Raw genomic sequence first — 21,588 nt, forward strand, 5'->3', positions numbered from 1 at the left:
GTACATCCGGTCGTCTGCTCCGGGGCGCTCGCTCCGGAGCAGACGACCCTGGAAAGGGGTTGGCATGCACACCATCGCGGTGATCGGCGCCGGCAAGATCGGTGAGGTGCTCCTGTCCGGGCTGCTGCGCGCGGGCTGGCCGGTCGAGCGGCTGCTCGTCACGGCCCGGCGCGCCGAGCGGGCGGCGGAGCTGACCGGGCGGTACGGCGTCGAGGTCGTCGACAACGCCACCGCCGTGGCCCGGGCGGACGTCCTGGCGATCGCCGTCAAGCCGCAGGACGCCGAGGCCCTGATGGTCGACCTCGGGCCGCGGATCCCGGCCGAGAAGCTCGTCGTGAGCCTCTGCGCCGGCCTGCCCACCTCGTTCTTCGCCAAGTGGCTGCCGGCGGGCACCCCGGTCGTACGGGTCATGACCAACACCCCGGCCCTGGTCGACGAGGCGATGACCGCGATCTCCGCGGGCGCCCACGCTTCGGCTGCGCACCTCGTCCTGGCCGAGGAGATGTTCCGGCCGCTGGGGCGCACGATCCGGGTACCGGAGTCGCAGCAGGACGCGGTCACCGCGCTCTCCGGCTCGGGGCCGGCGTACTTCTACTACCTGGTCGAGGCGATGACCGACGCCGGGATCCTGCTCGGCCTGCCCCGGCAGGTGGCGCACGATCTGATCGTGCAGACCGCGATCGGTTCGGCGATCATGCTGCGCGACTCCGGCGAACACCCGGTCACGCTGCGCGAGGCGGTGACCTCGCCGGCGGGTACGACGATCAACGCCATCCGGGAGCTGGAGAACCACGGGGTACGCGCGGCGCTGCTCGCGGCGCTCGAGGCCGCCCGTGACCGGGCGCGTGAGATCGCCGACCAGAACGTCTGACCCCCGGGCGACCAGGGGACCGGTAGCCTACTTCGCGTGCGATTCGAAGTAACGCGCGCGCTGGACGCCATCGAGCGCAGACTCAGTACCGACCCGTTGAAGACCGGCGCCGTCGTCGACCTCGGTGAGGCGGTACGGTTCGCCGACCTCGACGGTGGCCGGCCGGCCCAGCTGATCCGGGTCGGCATGGTGATCGACGCCCTGAGCCGGCAACTGGGCGACGACGGCGTGGCGCTGTACCCGGTCGCCTCCCGTGGCCTGCTCTCCGACACGGACCTCACCTCCAACGAGCGGATGGTGATCCGCCGCTGGTCCGACGACGGGCTCGCCGAGGTCGTGCCGGCCGAGGTGCCGGCCCTGGCCCGGGTGTGCGAGGTCGCCGCTCTGATCGGCCAGCCCGTGATCAGCCGGTCGCCGCTGCCCGGGTACAGCGGTCTGCGGTACGCCCCGGTCGCCGCGGCGGGCGGTGCGGCGCTGGAGGGCGGTTCCGGTACGGCCCCGCAGCGCCACACCGTGCTCGGGCGTCGGTGGCAGTGCCCCGTGCCCGACTGCGCGAGCTTCGGCTCGACCGCGGGCCCGTTCTCCGGCGGAGCGGCCCGCGACGGCGGCCAGCCGCCGCCGCGGCTGGTACGGGGCCAGCCGCTCTGCCCGCGCCACGGCGAGCGGCTGGTCGACGCCGGGCCGCAGCCGGTCGCGGTACCGATGATCGCCCGGGTCGACGGCGCGGTGCGGGAGCGGTTCGTGGTGAGCGACGGGCGTCCGGTGGTCGTCGGTCGCGCGCCCGACCAGGGTGTGGTGCTCGGGCCGTACCTCGACGAGGAGGCCGTGCGCCGGGTCAGCCGCAGTCACCTGCGCCTGGAGCTGCGGGGCAATGACCTTCAGGTGACCGACCTGAGCACCAACGGCACGGTCGTGCTGAGCCGGCCCGGCCCCCGTGACGCGACGCGCCCGGTCGGGCTCTCTCTCGAGCAGCCGTACGTGCTGGGGGAGTGGGACCTGGTGCAGCTGCACGAGGGGGTCGAGGTGTGCCGGGCCGACCGCCAGAGCGCGTCCAGCGCCGCGGCGCAGCAGAGCTCCGTCATGGGCGACGCACCGACCATGGCGATGCGCCTGCCGCGCCCGTAATCCCTTCACGATCCGCGAAAACCCCTGCGGGAGGACCTCCCGCAGGGGTCTTCGCGCGTAGGTATACCCCCGTGTGTATACCTGGTGTGTATAGTGCCAGTCATGTCAATCGGTCAGGCGTTCCTGGGACTGCTGGAGTCCCAACCCCGCCACGGGTACGACCTCAAGCGGGCCTACGACGAGCGGTTCGGCCAGGGCCGTCCGCTGCACTACGGGCAGGTCTACGCGACGCTGTCACGGCTGCTGAAGAACGGCCTCGTCGAGGTCGACAGCGTCGAACCGGGCGATGGCCCGGAGCGCAAGCGCTACGCGATCACCGCGGCCGGTGTCACCGACGTGGAGCGGTGGCTCGGGCAGCCGGAGAAACCGGACCTGCATCTGCAGAACACGCTGTACATGAAGGTCGTGCTCGCGCTGCTGACCGGACGCGGCGCCGCGGACATCCTCGACAGCCAGCGGAGCGAGCACCTGCGCCTGATGCGTGAGCTCACCCGGCGCAAGACCGACGGGGACCTCGCCGACCAGCTCATCTGCGACTACGGACTGTTCCACCTGGAAGCCGACCTGCGTTGGCTGGAGCTGACCGCCGCCCGCCTCGACGACCTCGCCGGGAAGGTGCGCCGATGAACGACAGAGGTGTGCCCCTGCTCGTCGGCCGTGATCTGCACAAGTCGTACGGCCCCACCGCCGCCCTCGACGGGGCCTCGATCCACGTACGGGCCGGCGAGATCGTGGCCGTCATGGGACCGTCCGGGTCGGGCAAGTCGACGCTCCTGCACTGCGCAGCCGGGATCGTGCCGCCTGACTCGGGGCGGATCAGCTACGACGGCCGCGAGCTGAACGCGATGTCGGACGTCGAGCGCAGCGCGCTGCGGCGCCGCGAGTTCGGGTTCGTGTTCCAGTTCGGCCAGCTCGTACCGGAACTGACCTGCCTCGAGAACGTCGCGCTGCCGCTGCGGCTGGACGGCGTGAAACGCCGCGAGGCCGAACGCCGGGCGGCCGGATGGCTGGACCGGCTGGAGGTCGCCGACATCGCGCACCAGCGGCCGGGCGAGGTCTCCGGAGGCCAGGGCCAGCGGGTCGCGGTGGCCCGGGCGCTGGTCAACCGGCCGCGCGTGCTGTTCGCCGACGAGCCGACCGGGGCGCTCGACTCGCTCAACGGCGAGCGTGTGATGCGCCTGCTCACCCAGGCGGCGCGCGAATCGGACACGGCCGTCGTCCTGGTCACCCACGAGACGAGGGTGGCCGCGTACTCCGACCGCGAGGTCGTGGTCCGGGACGGCCGTACCCGCGACGCGGAGCTCGTCGCGTGACCGGGCGATGGACCGCCGACCTGATCTTCGGGGCGCGGTTGGGCTGGGCCGGTGGCCGGGACGGCTGGATCCGGACGGCGATGACCGCGGTCGGGGTGGGGCTCGGCGTGGCGATGCTGCTGACGGCGGCGTCCGTCCCCGCGATGTTCCAGGGCCGGCACGACCGGGGCGCGGCGCGCGACTTCTCGGCGAGTATTGGAGCCCCCCTGGCCAAGAGCGACCGGACCCTGACGGTACGGCGGTACGAAACCTGGTTCCGCAATTCCTCGGTGTACGGGTTGGAGCTCCAGCCCGACGGCCCCGGCGCGCCGGTGCCGCCGGGCGTCGACCGGCTGCCGCGGCCCGGAGAGATGGTCGCGTCCCCGGCCCTGGCCCGGCTGCTGGCCACACCGGACGGTGCACTGCTCGCACCGAGGCTGCCGTACCGGATGGTGGGGTCCATCGGCGCCGACGGCCTCATCGGCCCCGACGAGTACGTCTTCTACGCCGGCAGTGATCGGATCGCGGGCCGGGAGGACGTGTACCGCATCGACCGCTTCGGTAACCCGGGCGGCGGCCCGGAGGAGCTGAGCCCGATGCTCGCCCTCCTGGTCGTCATCATCTTCGTCGTCCTGCTGCTGCCCATCGGGGTGTTCATCGCCGCGGCGATCCGCTTCGGCGACGAGCATCGCGACCGGCGGCTCGCGGCGATCCGGCTGGTGGGCGCGGACAGCCGGATGGCGCGGCGGATCGCGGCCGGGGAGGCACTGAACAGCGCCGTCCTGGGCGTCCTGACCGGCGCCGTGTTCTTCGGAGTCGGGATCCAGTTCGTCGAGCGGATCACGGTGGGCGGTATCACCGTGTTCACCTCGGACGTGAGCCCCGATCCGGTGTTCGCCGCCCTCGTCGCGCTGGCGGTCCCGGCGGCGGCCGTCGGGATCACCCTGCTGGCCCTGCGGCGCGTCGCCATCGAGCCGCTGGGCGTCGTACGCCGAGCCGGTGCCACCCGGCGCCGGCTGTGGTGGCGGCTGATGCTGCCGGTTCTCGGCCTGGCGCTGCTGTACCCGCTCATCGGACAGGTCGGGGCCACGGGCGGGAGGCTCGCGAACGCGTACCAGGTCGCAGCCGGTGCCATCCTCCTGCTGATCAGTGTGGTGGCCGTGCTGCCCTGGCTGATCGAGGGCGTGGTGCGCCGGCTGCGGGGCGGCGGGGTGGCCTGGCAGTTGGCGACCCGCCGGCTGCAGATGGGCAGCGGGACCGCAGCCCGGGTGGTCAGTGGGATCGCGGTCGCCGTCGCCGGTGGTATCGCGCTGCAGATGCTCTTCTCCGCCGCCGCGGCCGCCAACACCGTCGAGACCGGCCAGGACACCGCGCGGGCGCAGGTCCAGGCGGGCTTCGGGCCGGGCGACGGCCCGATGGACGCCGCCACGATCACCGCGACCTTCCGCGCCGTCCCGGGCGTGCGCTCGGCGTTCACCGTCACCCAGTTCTACGGTGTGGACCCGGCGGCGCAGCCGTCCGCCAGCGGGCAGCCAGTGATCAGCGTGCTCATCGGCGGCTGCGGAGCCTTGGCCGAGATCGCCGTGATCGACCACTGTGCCGACGGTGACGCCTTCGTGGTGAACGGGCGGGGCGAGGCCGGCGCGCAGGGCGCCGCCACGCCGGGCCCCGGCCAGCGCGTGCGGATCGGCGACGTCGAGTGGACCGTACCCGCCGCCGTGCGGCCGGCCCTGCCCGGGCGGGACCCCCTCGGCCGAGAGGCCGGTGGCGTCCTCGCCACTCCCGGCGCACCCGGCGTGGCGGCCCTGCCGGCGGCCAACGTGCAGACGCTGATGCGGGTCGACCCGGCAGTGCCCGACGTCTACGAACACATCCGCAACGCCTCGTTCCGCCTCAGCCCGGACGGGTATGTCAACCTCCTGCAGTCGACGCGGGAATCCGACCGGTTCACGACCATCCGCAAGAGTCTGTTCGTCGGGCTGGTGATCACGCTGCTGCTGATCGGGGTGAGCCTGCTGGTCTCGATGCTGGAGCAGTTGCAGGAGCGGCGCCGGCTGCTCGCGGTACTGGTCGCGTTCGGTACCCGGCGGGCGACCCTGGGCTGGTCGGTGCTGTGGCAGACGGCCGTACCGGTACTGCTCGGTCTCGGGCTGGCGGCGGTCGCCGGGGCCGGCCTGGGCGCGGTTCTGCTCGGGATGATCGGTGAGCCGGTGCGGTTCGACTGGGCGAGCATGGCCGGGGTCGCCGGGGTCGCAGCGGCTGTCGTCCTGCTCGTCACCGCGCTCAGCCTGCCGGCCCTGTGGCGGCTGATGCGCCCGGAGGCCCTACGGACGGAGTGATTGGGGTTCACCGAACCCGCACACTCTTCGCCGATTGTGGGTAGAACTGGTTCGTGCTCATTGTCGTTGACGGCGCGAACGTGGTCGGCTCCGTGCCGGACGGCTGGTGGCGGGATCGGGCCGGTGCCGCCGAGCGGCTGCGCGACGCCCTCGCCTCGGCCGGGCCGGCCGCGCTGGAGGGCGGCACCGATGACGACGAACTCGTCCTCGTCGTCGAGGGTGCCGCCCGCCGGGTGCCCCCCGTGCCGGGGGTACGGGTGGTCGCGGCGGAGCGCTCCGGCGACGACGCCATTGTGGACCTGCTCAGGCGGGAGGGGAGCGGTGGCGGGGTCGTCGTCACCGCCGACCGCGGCCTGCGGGACCGGGTGACCGAGCTGGGCGCCCGGGTCGTCGGCCCGAGCGCCCTGCGTATCCATCGCTGACCGGCGGGCGGCAGCCCGGCCGGGCTGCCGGGCTGGCTGGGCAGGCCGGGCCGCTCAGCTCAGCTGCACGGCCCCTTCGCGGGCCAGGGCCGCGCCCTGCGCCAGCCCCGCCTCCAGCGCCGCCACCCGGCGGGACGCGTCCAGCACGTTCGGCCCGATCGCCCGCAGCGCGCCGGCATCGGGCTTGACGACGACCACCTTGGCGGTCTCACGCAGCGCGTCCAGCTCGGTGAGCGGCGCCCCGATCGGCGAGTCGGCCATCGGCGCGATGACCACGATCTTGTCGCACCCGGCGGCCAGGTCGGCGTTCGTACCCGACCGCACGCCGCCGTCGATGTAGCGCCGGCCGTTGATCTCCACCGGCGGGAAGACGCATGGCACGGCGCAGCTCGCCGCCACGGCGCGGACCAGCGGAGCCCCGGAGTCGCGATCCCAGGTGACGAACTCGCCGGTCTCGGCGTCGACGCCGGTGATGACCAGGCGCCGCTCCGGCCACTCCTGCTGCGGCATCCGGGCGGCGAACCACTTGACCTGCCGGTCCGGGTCGCCCAGGTCCACACTCAGGGCCAGCGCGCCGACCCGGGCCCGGGCTTCGAGCGGGTCGAGGGACGGATCGCGCAGGATGGCGAAGGCGCGCATCGCGAATTTGATGTCGATGCGGGACGACTTCTGTTCCTGCTCCTCGCGCTGGATCTTCACGGCGGCGTCCAGGTCGACCCCGGACGCCACCATCGTGCCGACGATCGAACCGGCCGAGGTGCCGACCACGAGGTCGGCGGTGGTCAGGTCGACCCCGCCCCGGCGCAACCCCTGCAGGACGCCGACCTCCCACGCGATGCCGGTGATCCCACCGCCGCCGAGCACAAGGGCGCTGCTCATGTCGTCGCTCCGCTTCGCTGCGCGACGGCATGAGGCACCTGCGCGCTGAGCCTTCTGGTTCGCTCGCTGCGCTCGCTCACGCGTAGTACCTCGCGACCGTCTCGGCGACGCAGCACGGCTTCGAGCCGCCCTCGGCCTCGATGGTGACCCGGCCGACCACCTGGACCCCGCCCTCGACCGGCGTGACCTCGACCAGTTCGACCCCGGCGCGCACCCGGCTGCCGACCGGTACCGGCGAGGGGAAGCGAACCTTGTTGACCCCGTAGTTGACCCCCATGCGTACCCCGCTGACGCGGTACACCTGGGCGTTGAGCATCGGGATCAGCGACAGGGTCAGGTAGCCGTGGGCAATCGTGCGCTTGAACGGGCCGCTGGCCGCCCGCTCCGGGTCGACGTGGATCCACTGGTGGTCACCGGTCGCGTCGGCGAACAGATCGATCCGCTTCTGGTCGATCTCGTGCCACTCGCTGTATCCGAGGTGCTGGCCGACGGAGTCGGCAAGGGCAGTCAAAGAGGGGAACTCTCTCATGCACTCGGAGTGTAAGTTCTTTGGCTGTGAACGTCGACGGCCGTACCGCGCGGGCAGTCCGTACCCGCCGCGCCGTCGTGGACGCGTTCCTGGTACTGCTCGGCGAGGGCGAGCTGCGGCCCACCGCGGAGCGCATCGCCGAACGCGCCGGCGTCTCGCTGCGCGCGCTGTGGACCAACTTCGCCGACCTGGAGACCCTGTACGCGGCGGCCGGCCAGCGCCAACTCGAGCAGCAGGCCGAGCTGGCCCGCCGGATCAACCCCCGGCTCCCGCTGGAGCAGCGGGTGGCGGCGCTCGCCCGGCAGCGCGCCCAGGTGCTCGAGTTCCTGGCGCCGGTCGCTCGCGCGGCCCAGCTACGCGAGCCGTTCTCCGCGCAGCTGCGGGCCAACCGCGCCCGGCAGTACCAGATAGCCCGCGAGGAGCTGGCCCAGCTGTTCGCCGCCGAGCTCACCGCGGCCGGCCCACGCTCCGAGGAGCTGCTCAACGCGTTGACCGCGGCGAGTACCTGGCCGGCGTGGTCGGCGCTGCGCGACGACCTCGGCCTTGGGGCCCAGGCCGCCCGCCAGACGATGGCGCGCATGCTGTACTCACTACTTTCACAGCCATTTACCGATCAGTAGAGTGCACCGCGAGTGCATGTTCTTTCGAAGGGACCGACCATGGCTCGAGTCGCGATCGTTACCGGTGCCGCCCGTGGCATCGGCGCCGCCACCGCCGAGAGGCTGGCCGCCGACGGGTTCGACGTCGCCGTGCTGGACCTCGACGAGGCGGCGTGCAAGGACACCGTCGACCGGATCACCGAGACCGGCCGGCGCGCCATCGCGGTCGGTGCGGACGTCTCCGACGCCGCGGCCGTCGACGCCGCCCTCAGCCGGATCGCCGAGGAGCTCGGCGCGCCGGCGGTGCTGGTCAACAACGCCGGCGTGCTGCGCGACAACCTGCTGTTCAAGATGAGCGACAGCGACTGGGACACGGTCATGAACGTGCACCTGCGCGGCGCGTTCCTGATGAGCCGGGCGGCCCAGAAGTACATGACCGAGCAGAAGTGGGGCCGCATCATCAACCTGTCCAGCAGCTCCGCGCTGGGCAACCGGGGCCAGGCCAACTACTCGGCGGCCAAGGCCGGCCTGCAGGGCTTCACCAAGACCCTCGCGATCGAACTGGGCAAGTTCGGTATCACGGCCAACGCGGTCGCCCCGGGCTTCATCGTCACCGACATGACCGCCGCGACCGCGGCCCGCGTCGGTGTGAGCTTCGAGGACTTCCAGGCCGGCGCCGCCAAGCAGATCCCGGTGCAGCGGGTGGGCCGGCCCGAGGACGTCGCGCACACCATCTCGTTCCTCGCGAGCGAGGGCGCGGGCTTCGTGTCCGGCCAGGTCATCTACGTCGCCGGCGGACCGCTGAGCTGACCATGGACGCCACCGAGCTGCGCGAGCGGGTACGCGACTTTCTTCAGCGCCACGACCCGGCCACGATGGACCGGCTGGAGTTCCTGCGGGCCCGCTTCGACGCGGGCCTGGCCTGGATCAGCTACCCGGAGGGGCTGGGCGGCCTGGGCGCGCCCCGCTCGCTGCAGCCGGTGGTGGACAACGAGTTCGCCGCCGCCGGGGCGCCCGACAACGACCCGATGCGGATCGCCATCGGCCTGGGCATGGCGGCCCCGACGATCCTGCGTCACGGTACCGACGAGCAGCGCCGGCGGTGGCTGCGCCCGCTGTGGACCGGCGAGGAGGTGTGGTGCCAGCTCTTCAGCGAGCCCGGCGCCGGCTCCGACCTCGCCGCCCTCGGTACCAGGGCCGCAAGAGACGGTGACGGCTGGATCGTCAACGGGCAGAAGGTCTGGACCTCGCTGGCGCACGAGGCGCGGTGGGCCATCCTGATCGCCCGTACCGATCCGGCGCTGCCCAAGCACCAGGGCATCACGTACTTCGTCTGCGACATGACCGACCCCGGCGTCGAGGTGCGGCCGCTGCGCCAGATCACCGGCGAGGCCGAGTTCAACGAGGTCTTCCTGTCCGACGTACGCATCCCCGACGCGCACCGCCTCGGCGAGGTCGGCGAGGGCTGGCGGGTCGCGCAGACCACCCTGATGAACGAGCGGGTCGCGATCGGCGGCGGTGCCGTCCCGCGCGGGGCCGGCTTCATCGGCGTGGTGGCGAGGGCCTGGCGGGAGCGGCCCGAGCTGCGTACCCCCGGCCAGCACGACGCGCTGATGAAGCTGTGGGTCTCCGCCGAGGCCGGTCGGCTCACCGCGCAGCGCCTGCGCGAGCAGCTGGCCACCGGGCAGCCGGGCTTCGAGGGGTCGGCGGTCAAGTACGCGTTCGCCCGGCTCAACCAGGAGATCTCCGGCTTCGAGCTGGAGCTGCTGGGGGAGGACGGACTGCGCTACGACGACTACACGATGCGCCGGCCGACCGGCGTCGGCTGGGACGCGCGCTCACCCGGGTACCGGTACCTGCGGGCCAAGGGCAACTCGATCGAGGGCGGTACCTCGGAGATCCTGTCGAACATCATCGCGGAGCGGGTGCTCGGCCTGCCGCCGGAGATCCGGGTCGACAAGGACGTCGCGTGGAAGGACCTACCCCGATGAGCGAGCGTAGCGAGCGAACCAGAGAACTCAGCGTCGTCGAGGCTCGTCGTGGCGCCGAGCGAAGCGAGGCGGCGCGATGAGCTTGCTGTACAGCGACGTCGAGGAGGAGCTGCGCGGCTCCGTCCGCCGGGTGCTGGCCGACCGGGCGCCGTGGACCGCAGTCCTCAAGCGCACCGAGAGCGACGAGCCGTACGACCAGGCGCTCTGGCGTACCCTCGCCGCCGACATCGGGGTCGCGGCGCTGCCCGTACCCGAGGAGTTCGGCGGTGCGGGCGCCTCGTGGCGGGAGGCGGCCGTGGTCGCCGAGGAGCTGGGCCGGGCGGTCGCGCCGGTGCCGTACCTCGGCGCGGCGATGGCCACCGAGGCGCTGCTGACCCTCGCGGCCGACGAGCTGCTCCGGCCGGTGGCGGCCGGGCAGCGCACGGTCGTGCTCGCCGTGCCGCTGGGCACCGGGCCGACGGCGACGCCGCCGGTCTCGGTGCGAGCCGACGGTGACACCCTGACCGGCACGGTCACCGGCGTCGCCGACGCGCTCGCCGCCGACGTGCTGCTGGTGTTCGCCGGCGACGCGATCTACGCGGTGGAGGCGGCCGCAGCCACCCGTACCCCGGTGCTGTCGCTCGATCTGACCCGGCGCCTTGCCGACGTGACGTTCGACGCGGCCCCGGCCCGCCGCCTCGCCGCCGGCGAGCCGACCCGTCAGGCGTGGCGGGCCGGCTGGCGGGCCGGCGCGGTGCTGCTGGCCAGCGAGCAGCTCGGCCTCGCCGAGTGGTGCCTGACCACCACCGTCGAGTACGTGAAGACCCGCCACCAGTTCGGCCGGCCGGTCGGCTCGTTCCAGGCGCTCAAGCACCGGCTCGCCGAGCTGTGGGTCGCGGTGACCCAGGCCCGCGCGGTGGCCCGGTACGCCGCGGGCTGCCTGGCCGACGACGACCCCGACACGGCCGTCGCCGCGTCGCTGGCGCAGGCGCACTGCTCGGCGGTCGCGGTCCGGGCGGCCGAGGAGTGCGTCCAGATGCACGGCGGGATCGCGATGACCTGGGAGCACCCGGCGCACCTGTATCTGAAGCGGGCCAAGAGCGACTCGATCGCTCTCGGTACGCCTGCGCGGCACCGCGCGACCCTGGCCGGATTGGTCGATCTCCCCGGCTGAGTATCTACCCTGGTCACCATGGCGCGCACCCGGCTGTACCGCAACGGCGTTCTGGAGGCCGAGGACTTCCCGGTCGAGAAGATCTCCGACCACCTGGAAGACGATCGGGCGGTCGTATGGCTGGACCTCGTCGACCCGACGCAGGCCGACTTCGATGTGATCAGTGAGGAGTGCGGCCTGCACCACCTCGCCGTCGAGGACGCCCTGAACTTCGGCCAGCGCCCGAAGCTGGACCGGTACCGCTCCCACCTGTTCATCTCCGCGTACGGGGTCCGGCTGGACGGCCGCGAGGGTCGCGTCGTCACCGACGAGATCGGCGTCTTCGTCACGGCGCAGACCCTGATCACGGTCCGGCGCGGCGACGGCCTCGACCTGGACGCGGTGGTGGCCCGCTGGGACGACAACGCCGACCTGTCCAGGTACGGGGTGGCGTTCCTGCTGCACGGACTGCTGGACTACCTCGTCGACGGCCACCTGGCCGCGGTGCAGGAGCTCGACCAGTCCCTGGAGGACGTGGAGGGGTTGCTGTTCGACGCCGACCGGCCGTCGGTGCGGGCCGTGCAGCGGCGCTCCTTCCGGCTGCGCCGCAGCCTGGTGGTACTGCGCCGGGTCACGCTGCCGATGCGCGAGGTCGTCAACGCGCTGATGCGCCCCACTCTGCACGTCGTCGGCGAGCCGATGCTGCCGTACTACCAGGACGTGTACGACCACGTACTGCGGGCCGCGGAGTGGACCGAGTCACTGCGGGACCTGGTGACCACGATCCTGGAGACGAACCTCACCGTCCAGGGCAACCGGATGAACCTGATCATGAAACAGGTGACGAGCTGGGCGGCGATCATCGCGGTACCGACGGCGGTGACCGGCTTCTACGGCCAGAACGTGCCGTACCCCGGCTTCGGCAGGCCGGGGGGATTCATCACCTCCACGCTGGTGACCGTCGTGTTGTCGATTGCGTTGTACGTCACATTCAAGCGCAAAGAGTGGCTGTAGAGCCGAATTTCCCGTGTCCACCGGTCGGGATCATGGCACTCCTCCAGCGGACCACTCGACGGCGAAAGTACCCTGGTCGTCATGCCAGAGCAGTGGCACCACTTCCGTTACCCCGGGCCGGAGATCGGCCACCAGGCGCTGACCCAGGACGAGATCGATGCGTTCGGCCTCGACCGGTGGCGCGAGCTTCCGCGCGCACAGACCCCGCCGTGGCCCGACCCGTCGGTCGTCGACGAGGTCGCCTCGGTGCTCAACACCGTCCCGCCGATCGTCGCCCCCTACGAGGTCGACCAGCTGCGCGACCGGCTCGCCCTGGTCGCCGACGGCAAGGCGTTTCTGCTCCAGGGCGGTGACTGCGCGGAGACGTTCGCCGACAACACCGAGAGCCACCTGCTGGCCAACGCCCGCACGCTGCTGCAGATGGCGGTCGTGCTCACGTACGGGGCGAGCCTGCCGGTGGTCAAGGTGGGCCGGGTGGCGGGCCAGTACACCAAGCCCCGCTCGTCGGCCCTCGACGCTCTCGGGCTGCCGGCCTACCGCGGCGACATGATCAACTCGCTGGACCCCGACCCGCAGGCGCGGATAGCCGACCCGCAGCGCATGATCCGGGCCTACGCCAACGCCTCCAGCGCGATGAACATGCTCCGGGCGTACCTGGGCGGCGGCATGGCCGACCTGCACGCCGTGCACGACTGGAACAAGGGGTTCGTGCGCGACTCCGCGGCCGGCCAGCGCTACGAGGCGATCGGGCGCGAGATCGACCGGGCGATGGGCTTCATGAAGGCCTGCGGCGTCAACGACGACGAGGCCCTGCGCAGCGTCACGCTGTACTGCTCGCACGAGGCGCTCGCCCTGGAGTACGAGCGGCCACTCACGCGCATCGTGGGGCCGCGGGCGTACGGGCTGTCCGGGCACTTCCTCTGGGTCGGTGAGCGCACCCGGCAGCTCGACGGGGCGCACATCGACTACATCTCCCGCATCGCCAACCCGATCGGCGTCAAGCTCGGGCCGACCACCTCGCCCGACTACGCGATCGAGCTGTGCGAGAAGCTCAACCCCGACAACATCCCCGGCCGGCTCACGCTGATCGCGCGGATGGGCAACGGCAAGGTCCGCGAGGCGCTGCCCGCGATCGTCGAGAAGGTCACCGCCTCCGGTGCCCGGGTGGTGTGGCAGTGCGACCCGATGCACGGCAACACCATCGAGTCGTCGAACGGGTACAAGACCCGCCACTTCGACCGGATCGTCGACGAGGTGCTCGGCTACTTCGCGGTGCACCGCGACCTGGGTACCCACCCGGGTGGCCTGCACGTCGAGCTGACCGGCGAGGACGTCACCGAGTGCCTCGGCGGCGCCCAGGCGATCGAGGACGCGGACCTGCCGGGCCGGTACGAGACCGCCTGCGACCCGCGCCTGAACACCCAGCAGTCGCTGGAGCTGGCGTTCCTCGTGGCGGAGATGCTCCGTGGTTGATCTCCGCTCGGATACGGTCACCAGGCCGACCCCGCGCATGCGCGAGGCGATGGCCGCGGCCGAGGTCGGCGACGACGTGTACGGCGAGGACCCGACGATCAACGCGCTGCAGGCCGAGGTCGCGGCACTGTTCGGGCACGAGGCGGCGCTGTTCACCCCGACCGGCTCGATGGCCAATCAGATCGCGATCCAGCTCGTGGTGCCGCCGGCCGAGGAGCTGCTCTGCGACGCCGACGCGCACGTGGTCACGTACGAGGTCGGTGCGGCGGCGGCGATCGGCGGCGTGTCCAGCCGTACCTGGCCGGCGCGCGGGGCCGACCTCGACCCGGACGAGATCGCCGCGATGATCCGGCCCGAGGGGTACCACGCGGTACCCACCCGGGCGATCGCGGTGGAGCAGACCCACAACCGGGGCGGCGGGGGAGTGATCCCGCTGGCCACGCTGGAGCGGCTGCGGTCGGTGGCCGACGACGCCGGCCTGGCCCTGCACTGCGACGGCGCCCGGATCTGGCACGCCCACGTCGCCGATCAGGTGCCGCTCGCCGCGTACGGGCGGCTGTTCGACACCCTGTCGGTCTGCCTGTCCAAGGGCCTGGGCGCGCCGGTCGGCTCGGTCGTGATCGGCTCCGCCGAGAAGATCGAGAAGGCGCGCTGGATCCGCAAGCGGATGGGCGGTGGCATGCGGCAGGCCGGCGTACTGGCCGCCGCCGGCCAGTACGCGCTGCGCCACCACATCGCCCGGCTGGGCGACGACCACGCCCGTGCTGCCCGTCTCGCGTCGGCCCTGGCGCCGTTCGGGGTGGTCGACGCGGAAGCGGTACGGACGAACATCGTGCCGCTGGACCTGACCAAGGCGTCGATCGACGCGCCTTCGCTCGGGGCGGCCGCCAGGGCCGAGGGCGTCCTCGTGTCGGTCATGGGCCCGCGCCTGGTACGCCTGGTCACGCACCTGGACGTCGACGACGCCGGCATCGTCAAGGCGATCGACGTCCTGACCCGCATCCTCTCCTGACCCGCTCTCCCGTACGGGCCGTGATCATGAGGAGTGGGGCGCCAGGGATCTGAGCAGCGCGATGTCCGCCGGGTGACCGGCACCGTCGTCGTTGGGGGTCTCGACGATCAGGGGTACGCCCCGGGCCGCCGGATGCGCCAGCAGCTCCGCGAACGGCGCCGCTCCGATCGTCCCCTTGCCCACGGACTCGTGCCGGTCCCGGGTGGAGCCGCAGGCGTCCTTGGAGTCGTTGGCGTGTACCAGCCACAGCCGGTCCGCGCCCACGGCGCCCACCAGCGCGTCCAGCGTGGCGGTCATGCCGCCAGGCGCGGCCAGGTCGTGCCCGGCCGCCCAGGCGTGGCAGGTGTCGAAGCAGGTACCCAGCCACGGATGACGGTCGACGGCGTCCAGGTACGGGCCCAGGTCCTCCACCCGTGCCGCCAGGGACCGCCCGCCGCCCGCGCTCGGCTCAACGAGAAGCTTCGGCAGCCCTTCCGCGGCGGCCAGGTCGAGCAGCGGCAGCAGCGCCTCCCGTACCTGGATCATGGCCTTTTCGGCGTGCCCGGCGTCCACCGCGCTGCCGGCGTGGAAGACGACACCCCGGGCGCCGATGGCCGCCGCGCGGCGCAGGGCGTGCTCCAGGGTCGCCGCCGACCGCTCGACCGTGGCCGAGGTCGGGGAGCCGAGGTTGACCAGCAGCGACGCGTGCACGTAGGAGACCACCCCACGGTCGACGCAGCCGCCGGCGAAGGCCTCGTCCTGGCGCGGGTCGCCGGTCGCGAGGGCCCAGCCGCGGGGGTTGGACACGTACACCTGTACCGCCGCGGCCTCGCTGCGATCGAGGTAGCGCAGCCCGCCCTTGGCCAGCCCACCCGCGACCGTGGCGTGACCGCCGATCACGGGGCGGTGCCCCGGATCCGGATCTATCCGAAGCACCAGAGTCCGATCGCCGTACCCGGCGGCACCTGCTGCCCCGCCGGAGGGTTCTGGGCCCGGACCGTGTTACCGGCCTGCAAGATGATCTGCGCCTGCAAGCCCACCTGCGCGAGGATCTGCCGCGCCTCGTCAACGCTGCGGCCGACCACGTTGGGCACGGCGACGGCGGCCGGCCCCTTGCTCACGGTCAGCGTGATGGTCGCGCCCGGCTCCACACCGGCGCCGTCGCCGGGATCCTGCGCCAGGACGGTGTTGGCCGGCTTGTTGTTGTCCTGCTGCTTGACCGTGACCTTGAGGCCCAGCCCGGCCAGCGTCGCCTGCGCCTGGTCGAGCGGCTGGCCGACCACGCTCGGCACGGTCACCGGCGCCCGGCCCTTGCTGACCTTGAGCACCACCTTCGTACCCGGCTTCACCGACGTCCCGGCCGGTGGGTCGCTGCTCACCACCGAGCCGGCCGGCACCAGGTCGTCGAACACCTGGACGACCTGGACACTCAGCTTGAGCGAGGCCAACTCGGCCGTGGCCAGCGTCGCGTCCTTGCCGGCCTCGTCGGGCATCTGGTAGCGCTCGGGCCCCAGAGACAGCGTCACCGTGACCGTGCTACCGGAGACGACCCGCTGGCCGGCCTTCGGGTTCTGTACCAGCACGGTGTCCTTGGCGATCTTCTCGTCGAAGCGGCCGGAGTCGAAGCGCACGGTCAGTCCGCTCTGCTCGACGAGCCCGGCCACCTGCGCCTTCTGTACGCCCACCAGGTCGGGGGCGGTGGTGAACCGGCCCACCCCGAACCACCAGCCGCCGATCACCACCAGCAGGCCGAGGACCGCCAGGGCGGCCGCGACCGACAGCCGTCCGCGCGGGCTGCCGAGAACCCGCTCCTTGAGCCCCTTGAGACCGCCACCGGACGGCGCGGGGTCGGCGATGTACGGCCGGGGATCGCGCGGACGGGGGTGGGTGGCCGGCAGCTTGGACCAGGCCGGTCGCTCCGGGGGTACCGCCGGCGGGCGCACCGCGCTGTGCATGGTGACCGTGGCGTCGTTGTCGTACCGCGGCACCACCACCGTCGGGGCGGCGTCGGCCCGGAACCGGGCCGGCGCGGTGACCGTACCGATCTCGTCGCGGGCGTCCTGCACCTCGGTCAGCAGCGTGCCGGCGTCGCTCGGGCGCACGTCGGGGTCCCGGCGGGTCGCCCGCGTGACCAGGTCGTCGACGACGGGCGGGAGGCTGGGCACGTACCGCGACGGCGGCGGGATGTCCCGGTCGACGTGCTGCCAGGCGACCTCGACGGGCCGCTCGGCCTCGTACGGCACCCGGCCGGTGAGCATCTCGAACAGCACGACGCCGGCGGAGTACACGTCCGCGCGCGCGTCGGCGTGCCCGTCGGTGACCAGCTCCGGCGCCACGTACGCCACGGTCGCGAGCAGTTGCCCGCCGCTCGTCGGGGCGTCCACGCTGGCCTCCTCCACCGCGCGGGCCAGGCCGAAGTCGGCGACCTTCACCACGGCGTCGAGCAGGTTGTGGTTGGGGGCCTCGGCGACGAGGACGTTCTCCGGCTTGACGTCGCGGTGCACCAGGCCGGCGCGGTGCGCGGCGGCGATCGCGGCGAGCATCTGCTCCATGATCGCGAGCGCGTCGGCCGGCGCCAGCCGCCGCTTGTCGGCCAGCAGTTCGCGCAGCGTCCGGCCGCGCACGTACTCCAGCACCAGGTACGGCAGGCCCTCGTGGGTGCCCTGGTCGTACACGGCGACCACGTTGGGGTGGGTCAGCCGGGCGATCACCTTCGCCTCGTCGGTGAACCGTTCGAGGAACCGCGGCTCGTTGGCCTGGGTCGGGTGGATGATCTTCAGGGCGACGGTACGCTCCAGCCGTTCGTCCACGGCCGTGTAGACGGTCGCCATCCCGCCGCGTGCGACCCGCGCGCGAACGCGGTAGCGTCCGTCGATGAGCGCCCCGATGAGATTGTCGGCGACTGTCGTGTCCATCGGCAGCGAGTGTACGGCGGATGAACCGCTGACGTAGCGCGAGTCGTGCCGGATCGGTGAATCTACGGCGTCGGCGAGGCTGAGGGCGCCGCGGACGGTGACGCGCTGTGGCTGGTCGAGGCCGATGGCGTTGCCTCGGGTACCGGGCTGCGCGACGGCGGGGACGTGGTCACCACGACCGACGGAACCGGTTCCGCGGGGCCGGCCGGGCGGGCGGCGGGCGTCGCCGACGGGCGGGACGCCACGGCGGCCTGGGGCCTGGCGGGCGGCGCGGCGCGGTGCTGGCGCGACGCCGGCGAGGAGGCTCCCGCCTGCGTCGCGGTGGCCGGGGCCCGCTCCGGTACCGGCACGCCGGCGTTGGCGTCGGCCAGGAGAATGCCGAGGCCGCCGGTGACGGCGAAGAAGGTGCCGGTGGCGGACGCGGCGATCACGCTCGCCACGGCGCCGGTGGCCAGCACCCGGCGCGGGTCCTTCAGCGGTGCCCAGATGCTCACCCGCTCGGGCAGCGGCTCGCTGTACCAGTCCTCGTCGGCGGTCGTCACCGGTCGGGGCCGGAGGTCGAGGCTCGCCCCGTCGCCCGGCCGGTCCCGATGGGCCGCCGCGTCGGGTTCGCCGTCGGCGCCGGGCCGACGGTCGAGGTCGTAACGGATCGAGCGCCATGCGCCGAGGACCTCCCGGCGCATCGTCTCCCAGGGCTTCACGACGCTGTCCCTTTCCGTACCGTCACTCGCGGGTCGTGGTTTCGTGGATCATGCGGGTGGTCAGTCGCGGGTCAGTTGGATCTGCCGGTGGGCGCCATGGCAGGGTGAGGAGGTGACCGACGACGCCGAGCAGCCCGCCGAATGGCTGACGCTTCCCGACATTGCTGAGCGCCTGGACCTCGGGATCTCCCAGGTGCACCAGAAACTGCGGGACAACGAACTGATCGCGGTGCGCCGCGACGGCGTACTGCGCGTGCCCGCGGAACTGGTGGCTGGCGACACGGTGCTCAAGCACCTCCCCGGCATTCTGACCTTGCTGCGTGACGCTGGGTACAACGACGAAGAGGCAATTCGGTGGCTGTTCACGCCCGATGAGTCCCTTCCGGGTACTCCTGCGGTGGCGTTGTCGGGGCATCAGGCGACCGAGGTCAAGCGCCGGGCGCAGGCGCTGGGGTTCTGACCGGCGTCTGCCGTGCGGCATCTTCTGTACCTCGCGGTCCTGCTCGGCTGCCTGGCCGGGGCGCTGTGGCTGGAGCCGATCCTTCGGGTCGGTGTGCTGCGCCGGTGGCGGCGGCTCCTGCTGACGCTGCTGCCGGTCGTCGTCGTGTTCACGGCGTGGGATCTGGCGGCGATCGCCGCCGGTCACTGGACCTTCGATCCCGCTCAGATGACCGGGGTACTGCTGCCGGGCGGCCTGCCGTTGGAAGAGCTGCTCTTCTTCGTGGTGGTACCGGTCTGCGCGGTCCTCGGCTTCGAAGCCGTCCGCACCGTGCTGGCCCGCGTGGGTCGTGGAGACCGGCGGTGACGTACACGGTCGCCGCGGTACTCGGTGTGCTCGGGGCCCTCGCCGTCGACGTCGCGCTGCTGCGGACCCGGCTGGTCGCCGGGCTGACGTTCTGGGCCACGTACCCGATCATCTTCGGGTTCCAACTGCTGTCCAACGGCGTGCTGACCGGCTTCGGGGTGGTGCGCTACAACCCGGACGCGATCCTGGGCCTGCGGATCGCGTACGCGCCGGTGGAGGACCTCGCGTTCGGCTTCGCCCTGGTACTGACGACCCTGTCGGTCTGGGTCTGGCTGGGCCGCCGCTCCGGCTCCGCTCCTACCCCATGATCACCTCCCTTTCCCATGATCACCGAGAGTTGTGCACGCCATAGCGACACAAAGTCTCGGTGATCATGGGAAGTGGGGGTTTTCCACAGCCGCAAGCTCACCCTGGCGCCGGTGACAGGCGCGCCGTCACGCTTGCGTGATGCTCGATGAGCAGTGTGGTGTGGTGACCCGTGCACAGGCGCTCGCGGCAGGAGTGACCCGCAGTGCCATCCGGCAGCACCTGCGGACCGGCCGGTGGCAACGGATCTTCCGTTCGGTGTACGCGACCTTCAGCGGCCCGGTTCCGCGGAAGTGCCTGCTGTGGGCCGCCGTGTTGCGTGCCGGACCGGGCGCCATGCTCAGTCACGGATCGTCGGCGGAGCTGATCGGCCTGGTCGACGAGCCGGACGAACTGATCCACGTGACCGTGCCGACCCGGCGGGAGCTCTCGCCGATTCCCGGTGTGGTCGTCCACCAGTCCGGTCGTGCGGAGGAGGCTCGGCACCCGCTCCGGTTGCCGCCACAGACGCGGGTCGAGGAGACCGTCGTCGACCTGGTCCAGACCTCGCACTCGCTGGAACAGGCGTTGGGCCTGATCGCGAAGGCGTGCGGTCGCCGGCTGACCCGGCCGGAGCGGCTGATCGCCGCGATCGAGGCGCGTAAGAAGCTGCGGTGGCGGGCGGAGGTGCTGGCCGCCCTGGGCGATGTGGGTGGCGGGGCGCAGTCGTCGCTGGAGCTTCGCTACCTGCGGGACGTGGAACGCGCGCACGGACTGCCGCGCGGCAGCCGTCAGTGCGCGGTCACCCGTCCAGGTGGCCGGTTCTACGACGACGTGCGGTATGTCCCGTTCGGAGTGGTCGTCGAGCTCGACGGTCGGGCGGCGCACCCCGACGAGGCACGGTGGCGGGACATGCGCCGCGACAACGTGTCGGTGCTTCAGGGCCGGCGCGTGCTGCGCTACGGCTGGGCCGATGTCGCCGGTCAGCCGTGCGCGGTGGCCGTCCAGGTCGCCACGGCGCTCCGCGCCGCCGGGTGGCGCGGCGCGCCGCGCCCCTGCCAACCCGGCTGCCCAGCGCCCGGCGAACCGTGATCACCGAGACTTGGTGTCGTTATGGCGTGCAAAAGTCTCGGTGATCACGGGCTACCCGATCAGGTCAGTCGGCGGGTGGCGGCCGCGGCGAGCTGCCTCAGCGCCTCGGCGCCCTCGGGGTCGAGCTCCACGGAGTCGAGCGCGGCAAGGGCCGACGCGGTCAGCTCGGCGATGCGCTCCTCGGTGCGCGCCAGGGCGCCGGTCGCGGTGATGATCTTGCGCGCCTGGCGGATCCCGGCCTCGTCGAGGTCCGGGTCGCCCAGCCCCTCGTGCAACTGCCGCGCCGCCGCCTCGTCGGCCGCGTCGAAGGCCGCCGCCACCAGGTAGGTGCGCTTGCCCTCGCGCAGGTCGTCGCCGGCCGGCTTGCCGGTGACGGCCGGGTCGCCGAACACGCCGAGCACGTCGTCGCGCAGCTGGAACGCCTCGCCCAGGGGCAGGCCGAACGCCGAGTACGCCCGGAAGACCTCCTCGGGAGCGTCGGCGAAGGCGGCGCCGAGCAGCAGCGGCCGTTCGACCGTGTACTTCGCCGACTTGTACCGCGCGACCAGGCCGGCCCGCGACAGTGAGGTGTCACCGGTGACCTGGGTGTGGATGTCGAGGTACTGCCCGACCGTGACCTCGGTGCGCATGTCGTCGAAGACCCGCCGGGCCCGGGCCAGCGTCGCCGGGTCGAGGCCGCTGCCGTGCAGCAGGGCGTCCGACCACACCAGGCAGAGGTCGCCGAGCAGGATCGCGGAGGCGGTACCGAAGTCGGCGGGCTCGCCCATCCACTTCGACTCCCGGTGCAGCGACTCGAACTGCCGGTGCATGGCCGGCTCGCCCCGGCGGGTATCCGAGCCGTCCATCACGTCGTCGTGGATCAGGGCGCTGGCCTGTACGAACTCCAGCGCCGCCGCACCGGCCACGATCTCGTCGCGGTCGACCCCGCCGGCGGCCCGGTAGCCCCAGTAGGCGAACGCCGGGCGCAGCCGCTTGCCGCCGCGCAGCACGAACCGCTCGATGGCGTCGGCGACCGGCAGCAGGGCCGGCTGGTCGATGCCGGCGAGCTGGTCGCGCCTGGAGGCCAGGAATGCCGCGAGGGCGTTGTCGACCCGAGTACGCAGACCTGCCCGGTCCAACACAGACGCCGCCAC

At 72.5% G+C, this 21,588-nt stretch carries 23 protein-coding genes; 17 read left to right on the forward strand and 6 right to left on the reverse strand.

Annotated elements, in window-relative coordinates; genetic code table 11:
* Window positions 1-64 precede the first annotated feature (64 nt).
* The 6 genes from proC to Pme01_RS08030 all read left to right on the forward strand — a co-directional run bounded on the left by proC (window position 65) and on the right by Pme01_RS08030 (window position 6,049).
* Complete coding sequence (gene proC, locus Pme01_RS08005) at window positions 65-871, forward strand: pyrroline-5-carboxylate reductase (protein ID WP_168114951.1); 807 nt, start codon at window positions 65-67, stop codon at window positions 869-871.
* A gap of 36 nt (window positions 872-907) precedes the next feature.
* Window positions 908-1,996, forward strand: coding sequence for an FHA domain-containing protein (locus tag Pme01_RS08010; protein ID WP_168114952.1), 1,089 nt, complete (start codon window positions 908-910; stop codon window positions 1,994-1,996).
* 102 nt (window positions 1,997-2,098) lie between these two features.
* On the forward strand, window positions 2,099-2,623 hold the full coding sequence (locus Pme01_RS08015; protein WP_168114953.1) for a PadR family transcriptional regulator: 525 nt from the start codon (window positions 2,099-2,101) through the stop codon (window positions 2,621-2,623).
* Window positions 2,620-3,309 (forward strand): ABC transporter ATP-binding protein, encoded by a 690-nt coding sequence (locus Pme01_RS08020; protein ID WP_168114954.1) that lies wholly within the window; start codon window positions 2,620-2,622, stop codon window positions 3,307-3,309. Before Pme01_RS08015 ends, Pme01_RS08020 begins: the two co-directional genes overlap by 4 nt.
* A complete protein-coding gene (locus Pme01_RS08025; protein WP_168114955.1) occupies window positions 3,306-5,627 on the forward strand; it encodes an FtsX-like permease family protein in 2,322 nt (773 codons plus the stop codon). The genes Pme01_RS08020 and Pme01_RS08025 overlap by 4 nt, the downstream gene beginning before the upstream one ends.
* A gap of 53 nt (window positions 5,628-5,680) precedes the next feature.
* A complete protein-coding gene (locus tag Pme01_RS08030) occupies window positions 5,681-6,049 on the forward strand; it encodes a PIN domain-containing protein (RefSeq protein WP_168114956.1) in 369 nt (122 codons plus the stop codon).
* A gap of 54 nt (window positions 6,050-6,103) precedes the next feature.
* On the opposite strand, the gene Pme01_RS08035 is transcribed toward Pme01_RS08030, so the two are convergent.
* Together Pme01_RS08035 and Pme01_RS08040 are read right to left on the reverse strand one after the other, a co-directional pair.
* Entirely contained in the window at window positions 6,104-6,928 is an 825-nt protein-coding gene (locus Pme01_RS08035; protein ID WP_168114957.1) for a patatin-like phospholipase family protein, read from the reverse strand.
* Window positions 6,929-7,004: 76 nt separating this feature from the next.
* The gene (locus tag Pme01_RS08040) at window positions 7,005-7,457 is read right to left on the reverse strand and encodes a MaoC family dehydratase (protein ID WP_168114958.1); all 453 of its coding nucleotides are present in this window, start codon (window positions 7,455-7,457) and stop codon (window positions 7,005-7,007) included.
* 26 nt (window positions 7,458-7,483) lie between these two features.
* On the opposite strand from Pme01_RS08040, the gene Pme01_RS08045 reads away from it, so the two are divergent.
* The 7 genes from Pme01_RS08045 to Pme01_RS08075 all read left to right on the forward strand — a co-directional run bounded on the left by Pme01_RS08045 (window position 7,484) and on the right by Pme01_RS08075 (window position 14,678).
* Window positions 7,484-8,077: a TetR/AcrR family transcriptional regulator gene (locus Pme01_RS08045; RefSeq protein ID WP_239088078.1), complete on the forward strand. Its 594-nt coding sequence runs from the start codon at window positions 7,484-7,486 to the stop codon at window positions 8,075-8,077.
* 39 nt (window positions 8,078-8,116) lie between these two features.
* On the forward strand, window positions 8,117-8,866 hold the full coding sequence (fabG, locus tag Pme01_RS08050; RefSeq protein WP_168114960.1) for a 3-oxoacyl-ACP reductase FabG: 750 nt from the start codon (window positions 8,117-8,119) through the stop codon (window positions 8,864-8,866).
* A gap of 2 nt (window positions 8,867-8,868) precedes the next feature.
* The gene (locus tag Pme01_RS08055; protein ID WP_168114961.1) at window positions 8,869-10,047 is read left to right on the forward strand and encodes an acyl-CoA dehydrogenase family protein; all 1,179 of its coding nucleotides are present in this window, start codon (window positions 8,869-8,871) and stop codon (window positions 10,045-10,047) included.
* 76 nt (window positions 10,048-10,123) lie between these two features.
* Window positions 10,124-11,200, forward strand: coding sequence for an acyl-CoA dehydrogenase family protein (locus Pme01_RS08060; RefSeq protein ID WP_168114962.1), 1,077 nt, complete (start codon window positions 10,124-10,126; stop codon window positions 11,198-11,200).
* A gap of 18 nt (window positions 11,201-11,218) precedes the next feature.
* Window positions 11,219-12,193, forward strand: a complete 975-nt coding sequence (locus tag Pme01_RS08065; protein WP_168114963.1) for a magnesium transporter CorA family protein — start codon at window positions 11,219-11,221, stop codon at window positions 12,191-12,193.
* A gap of 81 nt (window positions 12,194-12,274) precedes the next feature.
* Window positions 12,275-13,666, forward strand: coding sequence for a class II 3-deoxy-7-phosphoheptulonate synthase (locus tag Pme01_RS08070; protein ID WP_168114964.1), 1,392 nt, complete (start codon window positions 12,275-12,277; stop codon window positions 13,664-13,666).
* Complete coding sequence (locus tag Pme01_RS08075) at window positions 13,659-14,678, forward strand: threonine aldolase family protein (RefSeq protein ID WP_168114965.1); 1,020 nt, start codon at window positions 13,659-13,661, stop codon at window positions 14,676-14,678. The genes Pme01_RS08070 and Pme01_RS08075 overlap by 8 nt, the downstream gene beginning before the upstream one ends.
* A gap of 24 nt (window positions 14,679-14,702) precedes the next feature.
* Here the strand turns inward: Pme01_RS08075 and Pme01_RS08080 are convergent, their stop codons facing one another.
* The 3 genes from Pme01_RS08080 to Pme01_RS08090 all read right to left on the reverse strand — a co-directional run bounded on the left by Pme01_RS08080 (window position 14,703) and on the right by Pme01_RS08090 (window position 18,273).
* Window positions 14,703-15,557, reverse strand: a complete 855-nt coding sequence (locus Pme01_RS08080; RefSeq protein WP_203935492.1) for a deoxyribonuclease IV — start codon at window positions 15,555-15,557, stop codon at window positions 14,703-14,705.
* Between the two features lie 23 nt (window positions 15,558-15,580).
* Window positions 15,581-17,572, reverse strand: coding sequence for a Stk1 family PASTA domain-containing Ser/Thr kinase (gene pknB / locus Pme01_RS08085; protein ID WP_168114966.1), 1,992 nt, complete (start codon window positions 17,570-17,572; stop codon window positions 15,581-15,583).
* A 62-nt stretch (window positions 17,573-17,634) separates the two neighbouring features.
* The gene (locus Pme01_RS08090) at window positions 17,635-18,273 is read right to left on the reverse strand and encodes a hypothetical protein (RefSeq protein WP_168114967.1); all 639 of its coding nucleotides are present in this window, start codon (window positions 18,271-18,273) and stop codon (window positions 17,635-17,637) included.
* Window positions 18,274-18,385: 112 nt separating this feature from the next.
* Between Pme01_RS08090 and Pme01_RS08095 the strand changes: the two genes are divergently transcribed.
* The 4 genes from Pme01_RS08095 (at window position 18,386) to Pme01_RS08110 (ending at window position 20,455) form a co-directional block, all read left to right on the forward strand.
* Window positions 18,386-18,733, forward strand: coding sequence for an Rv2175c family DNA-binding protein (locus tag Pme01_RS08095; RefSeq protein ID WP_203935493.1), 348 nt, complete (start codon window positions 18,386-18,388; stop codon window positions 18,731-18,733).
* A gap of 12 nt (window positions 18,734-18,745) precedes the next feature.
* Entirely contained in the window at window positions 18,746-19,078 is a 333-nt protein-coding gene (locus Pme01_RS08100; RefSeq protein ID WP_168114968.1) for a lycopene cyclase domain-containing protein, read from the forward strand.
* On the forward strand, window positions 19,075-19,386 hold the full coding sequence (locus Pme01_RS08105; protein ID WP_168114969.1) for a lycopene cyclase domain-containing protein: 312 nt from the start codon (window positions 19,075-19,077) through the stop codon (window positions 19,384-19,386). The genes Pme01_RS08100 and Pme01_RS08105 overlap by 4 nt, the downstream gene beginning before the upstream one ends.
* Before the next feature lie 139 nt (window positions 19,387-19,525).
* Window positions 19,526-20,455 (forward strand): type IV toxin-antitoxin system AbiEi family antitoxin domain-containing protein, encoded by a 930-nt coding sequence (locus tag Pme01_RS08110; protein WP_168114970.1) that lies wholly within the window; start codon window positions 19,526-19,528, stop codon window positions 20,453-20,455.
* Between the two features lie 59 nt (window positions 20,456-20,514).
* Here the strand turns inward: Pme01_RS08110 and Pme01_RS08115 are convergent, their stop codons facing one another.
* On the reverse strand, window positions 20,515-21,573 hold the full coding sequence (locus Pme01_RS08115; protein ID WP_168115089.1) for a polyprenyl synthetase family protein: 1,059 nt from the start codon (window positions 21,571-21,573) through the stop codon (window positions 20,515-20,517).
* Window positions 21,574-21,588: the final 15 nt, after the last annotated feature.

The sequence above is a fragment of the Planosporangium mesophilum genome (genome assembly GCF_016863255.1).
GTDB lineage: Bacteria > Actinomycetota > Actinomycetes > Mycobacteriales > Micromonosporaceae > Planosporangium > Planosporangium mesophilum.

Excerpts from the sequence above, each read along its gene's own strand:
- Pme01_RS08015 (WP_168114953.1), top strand. The coding sequence starts at position 2,099 with ATGTCAATCGGTCAGGCGTTCCTGGGACTGCTGGAGTCCCAACCCCGC.
- Pme01_RS08110 (WP_168114970.1), top strand. The coding sequence starts at position 19,526 with ATGCTCGATGAGCAGTGTGGTGTGGTGACCCGTGCACAGGCGCTCGCG.
- pknB (WP_168114966.1), bottom strand. The coding sequence starts at position 17,572 with ATGGACACGACAGTCGCCGACAATCTCATCGGGGCGCTCATCGACGGA.
- Pme01_RS08060 (WP_168114962.1), top strand. The coding sequence starts at position 10,124 with ATGAGCTTGCTGTACAGCGACGTCGAGGAGGAGCTGCGCGGCTCCGTC.
- Pme01_RS08065 (WP_168114963.1), top strand. The coding sequence starts at position 11,219 with ATGGCGCGCACCCGGCTGTACCGCAACGGCGTTCTGGAGGCCGAGGAC.
- fabG (WP_168114960.1), top strand. The coding sequence starts at position 8,117 with ATGGCTCGAGTCGCGATCGTTACCGGTGCCGCCCGTGGCATCGGCGCC.
- Pme01_RS08070 (WP_168114964.1), top strand. The coding sequence starts at position 12,275 with ATGCCAGAGCAGTGGCACCACTTCCGTTACCCCGGGCCGGAGATCGGC.
- Pme01_RS08035 (WP_168114957.1), bottom strand. The coding sequence starts at position 6,928 with ATGAGCAGCGCCCTTGTGCTCGGCGGCGGTGGGATCACCGGCATCGCG.
- proC (WP_168114951.1), top strand. The coding sequence starts at position 65 with ATGCACACCATCGCGGTGATCGGCGCCGGCAAGATCGGTGAGGTGCTC.
- Pme01_RS08040 (WP_168114958.1), bottom strand. The coding sequence starts at position 7,457 with ATGAGAGAGTTCCCCTCTTTGACTGCCCTTGCCGACTCCGTCGGCCAG.
- Pme01_RS08020 (WP_168114954.1), top strand. The coding sequence starts at position 2,620 with ATGAACGACAGAGGTGTGCCCCTGCTCGTCGGCCGTGATCTGCACAAG.
- Pme01_RS08055 (WP_168114961.1), top strand. The coding sequence starts at position 8,869 with ATGGACGCCACCGAGCTGCGCGAGCGGGTACGCGACTTTCTTCAGCGC.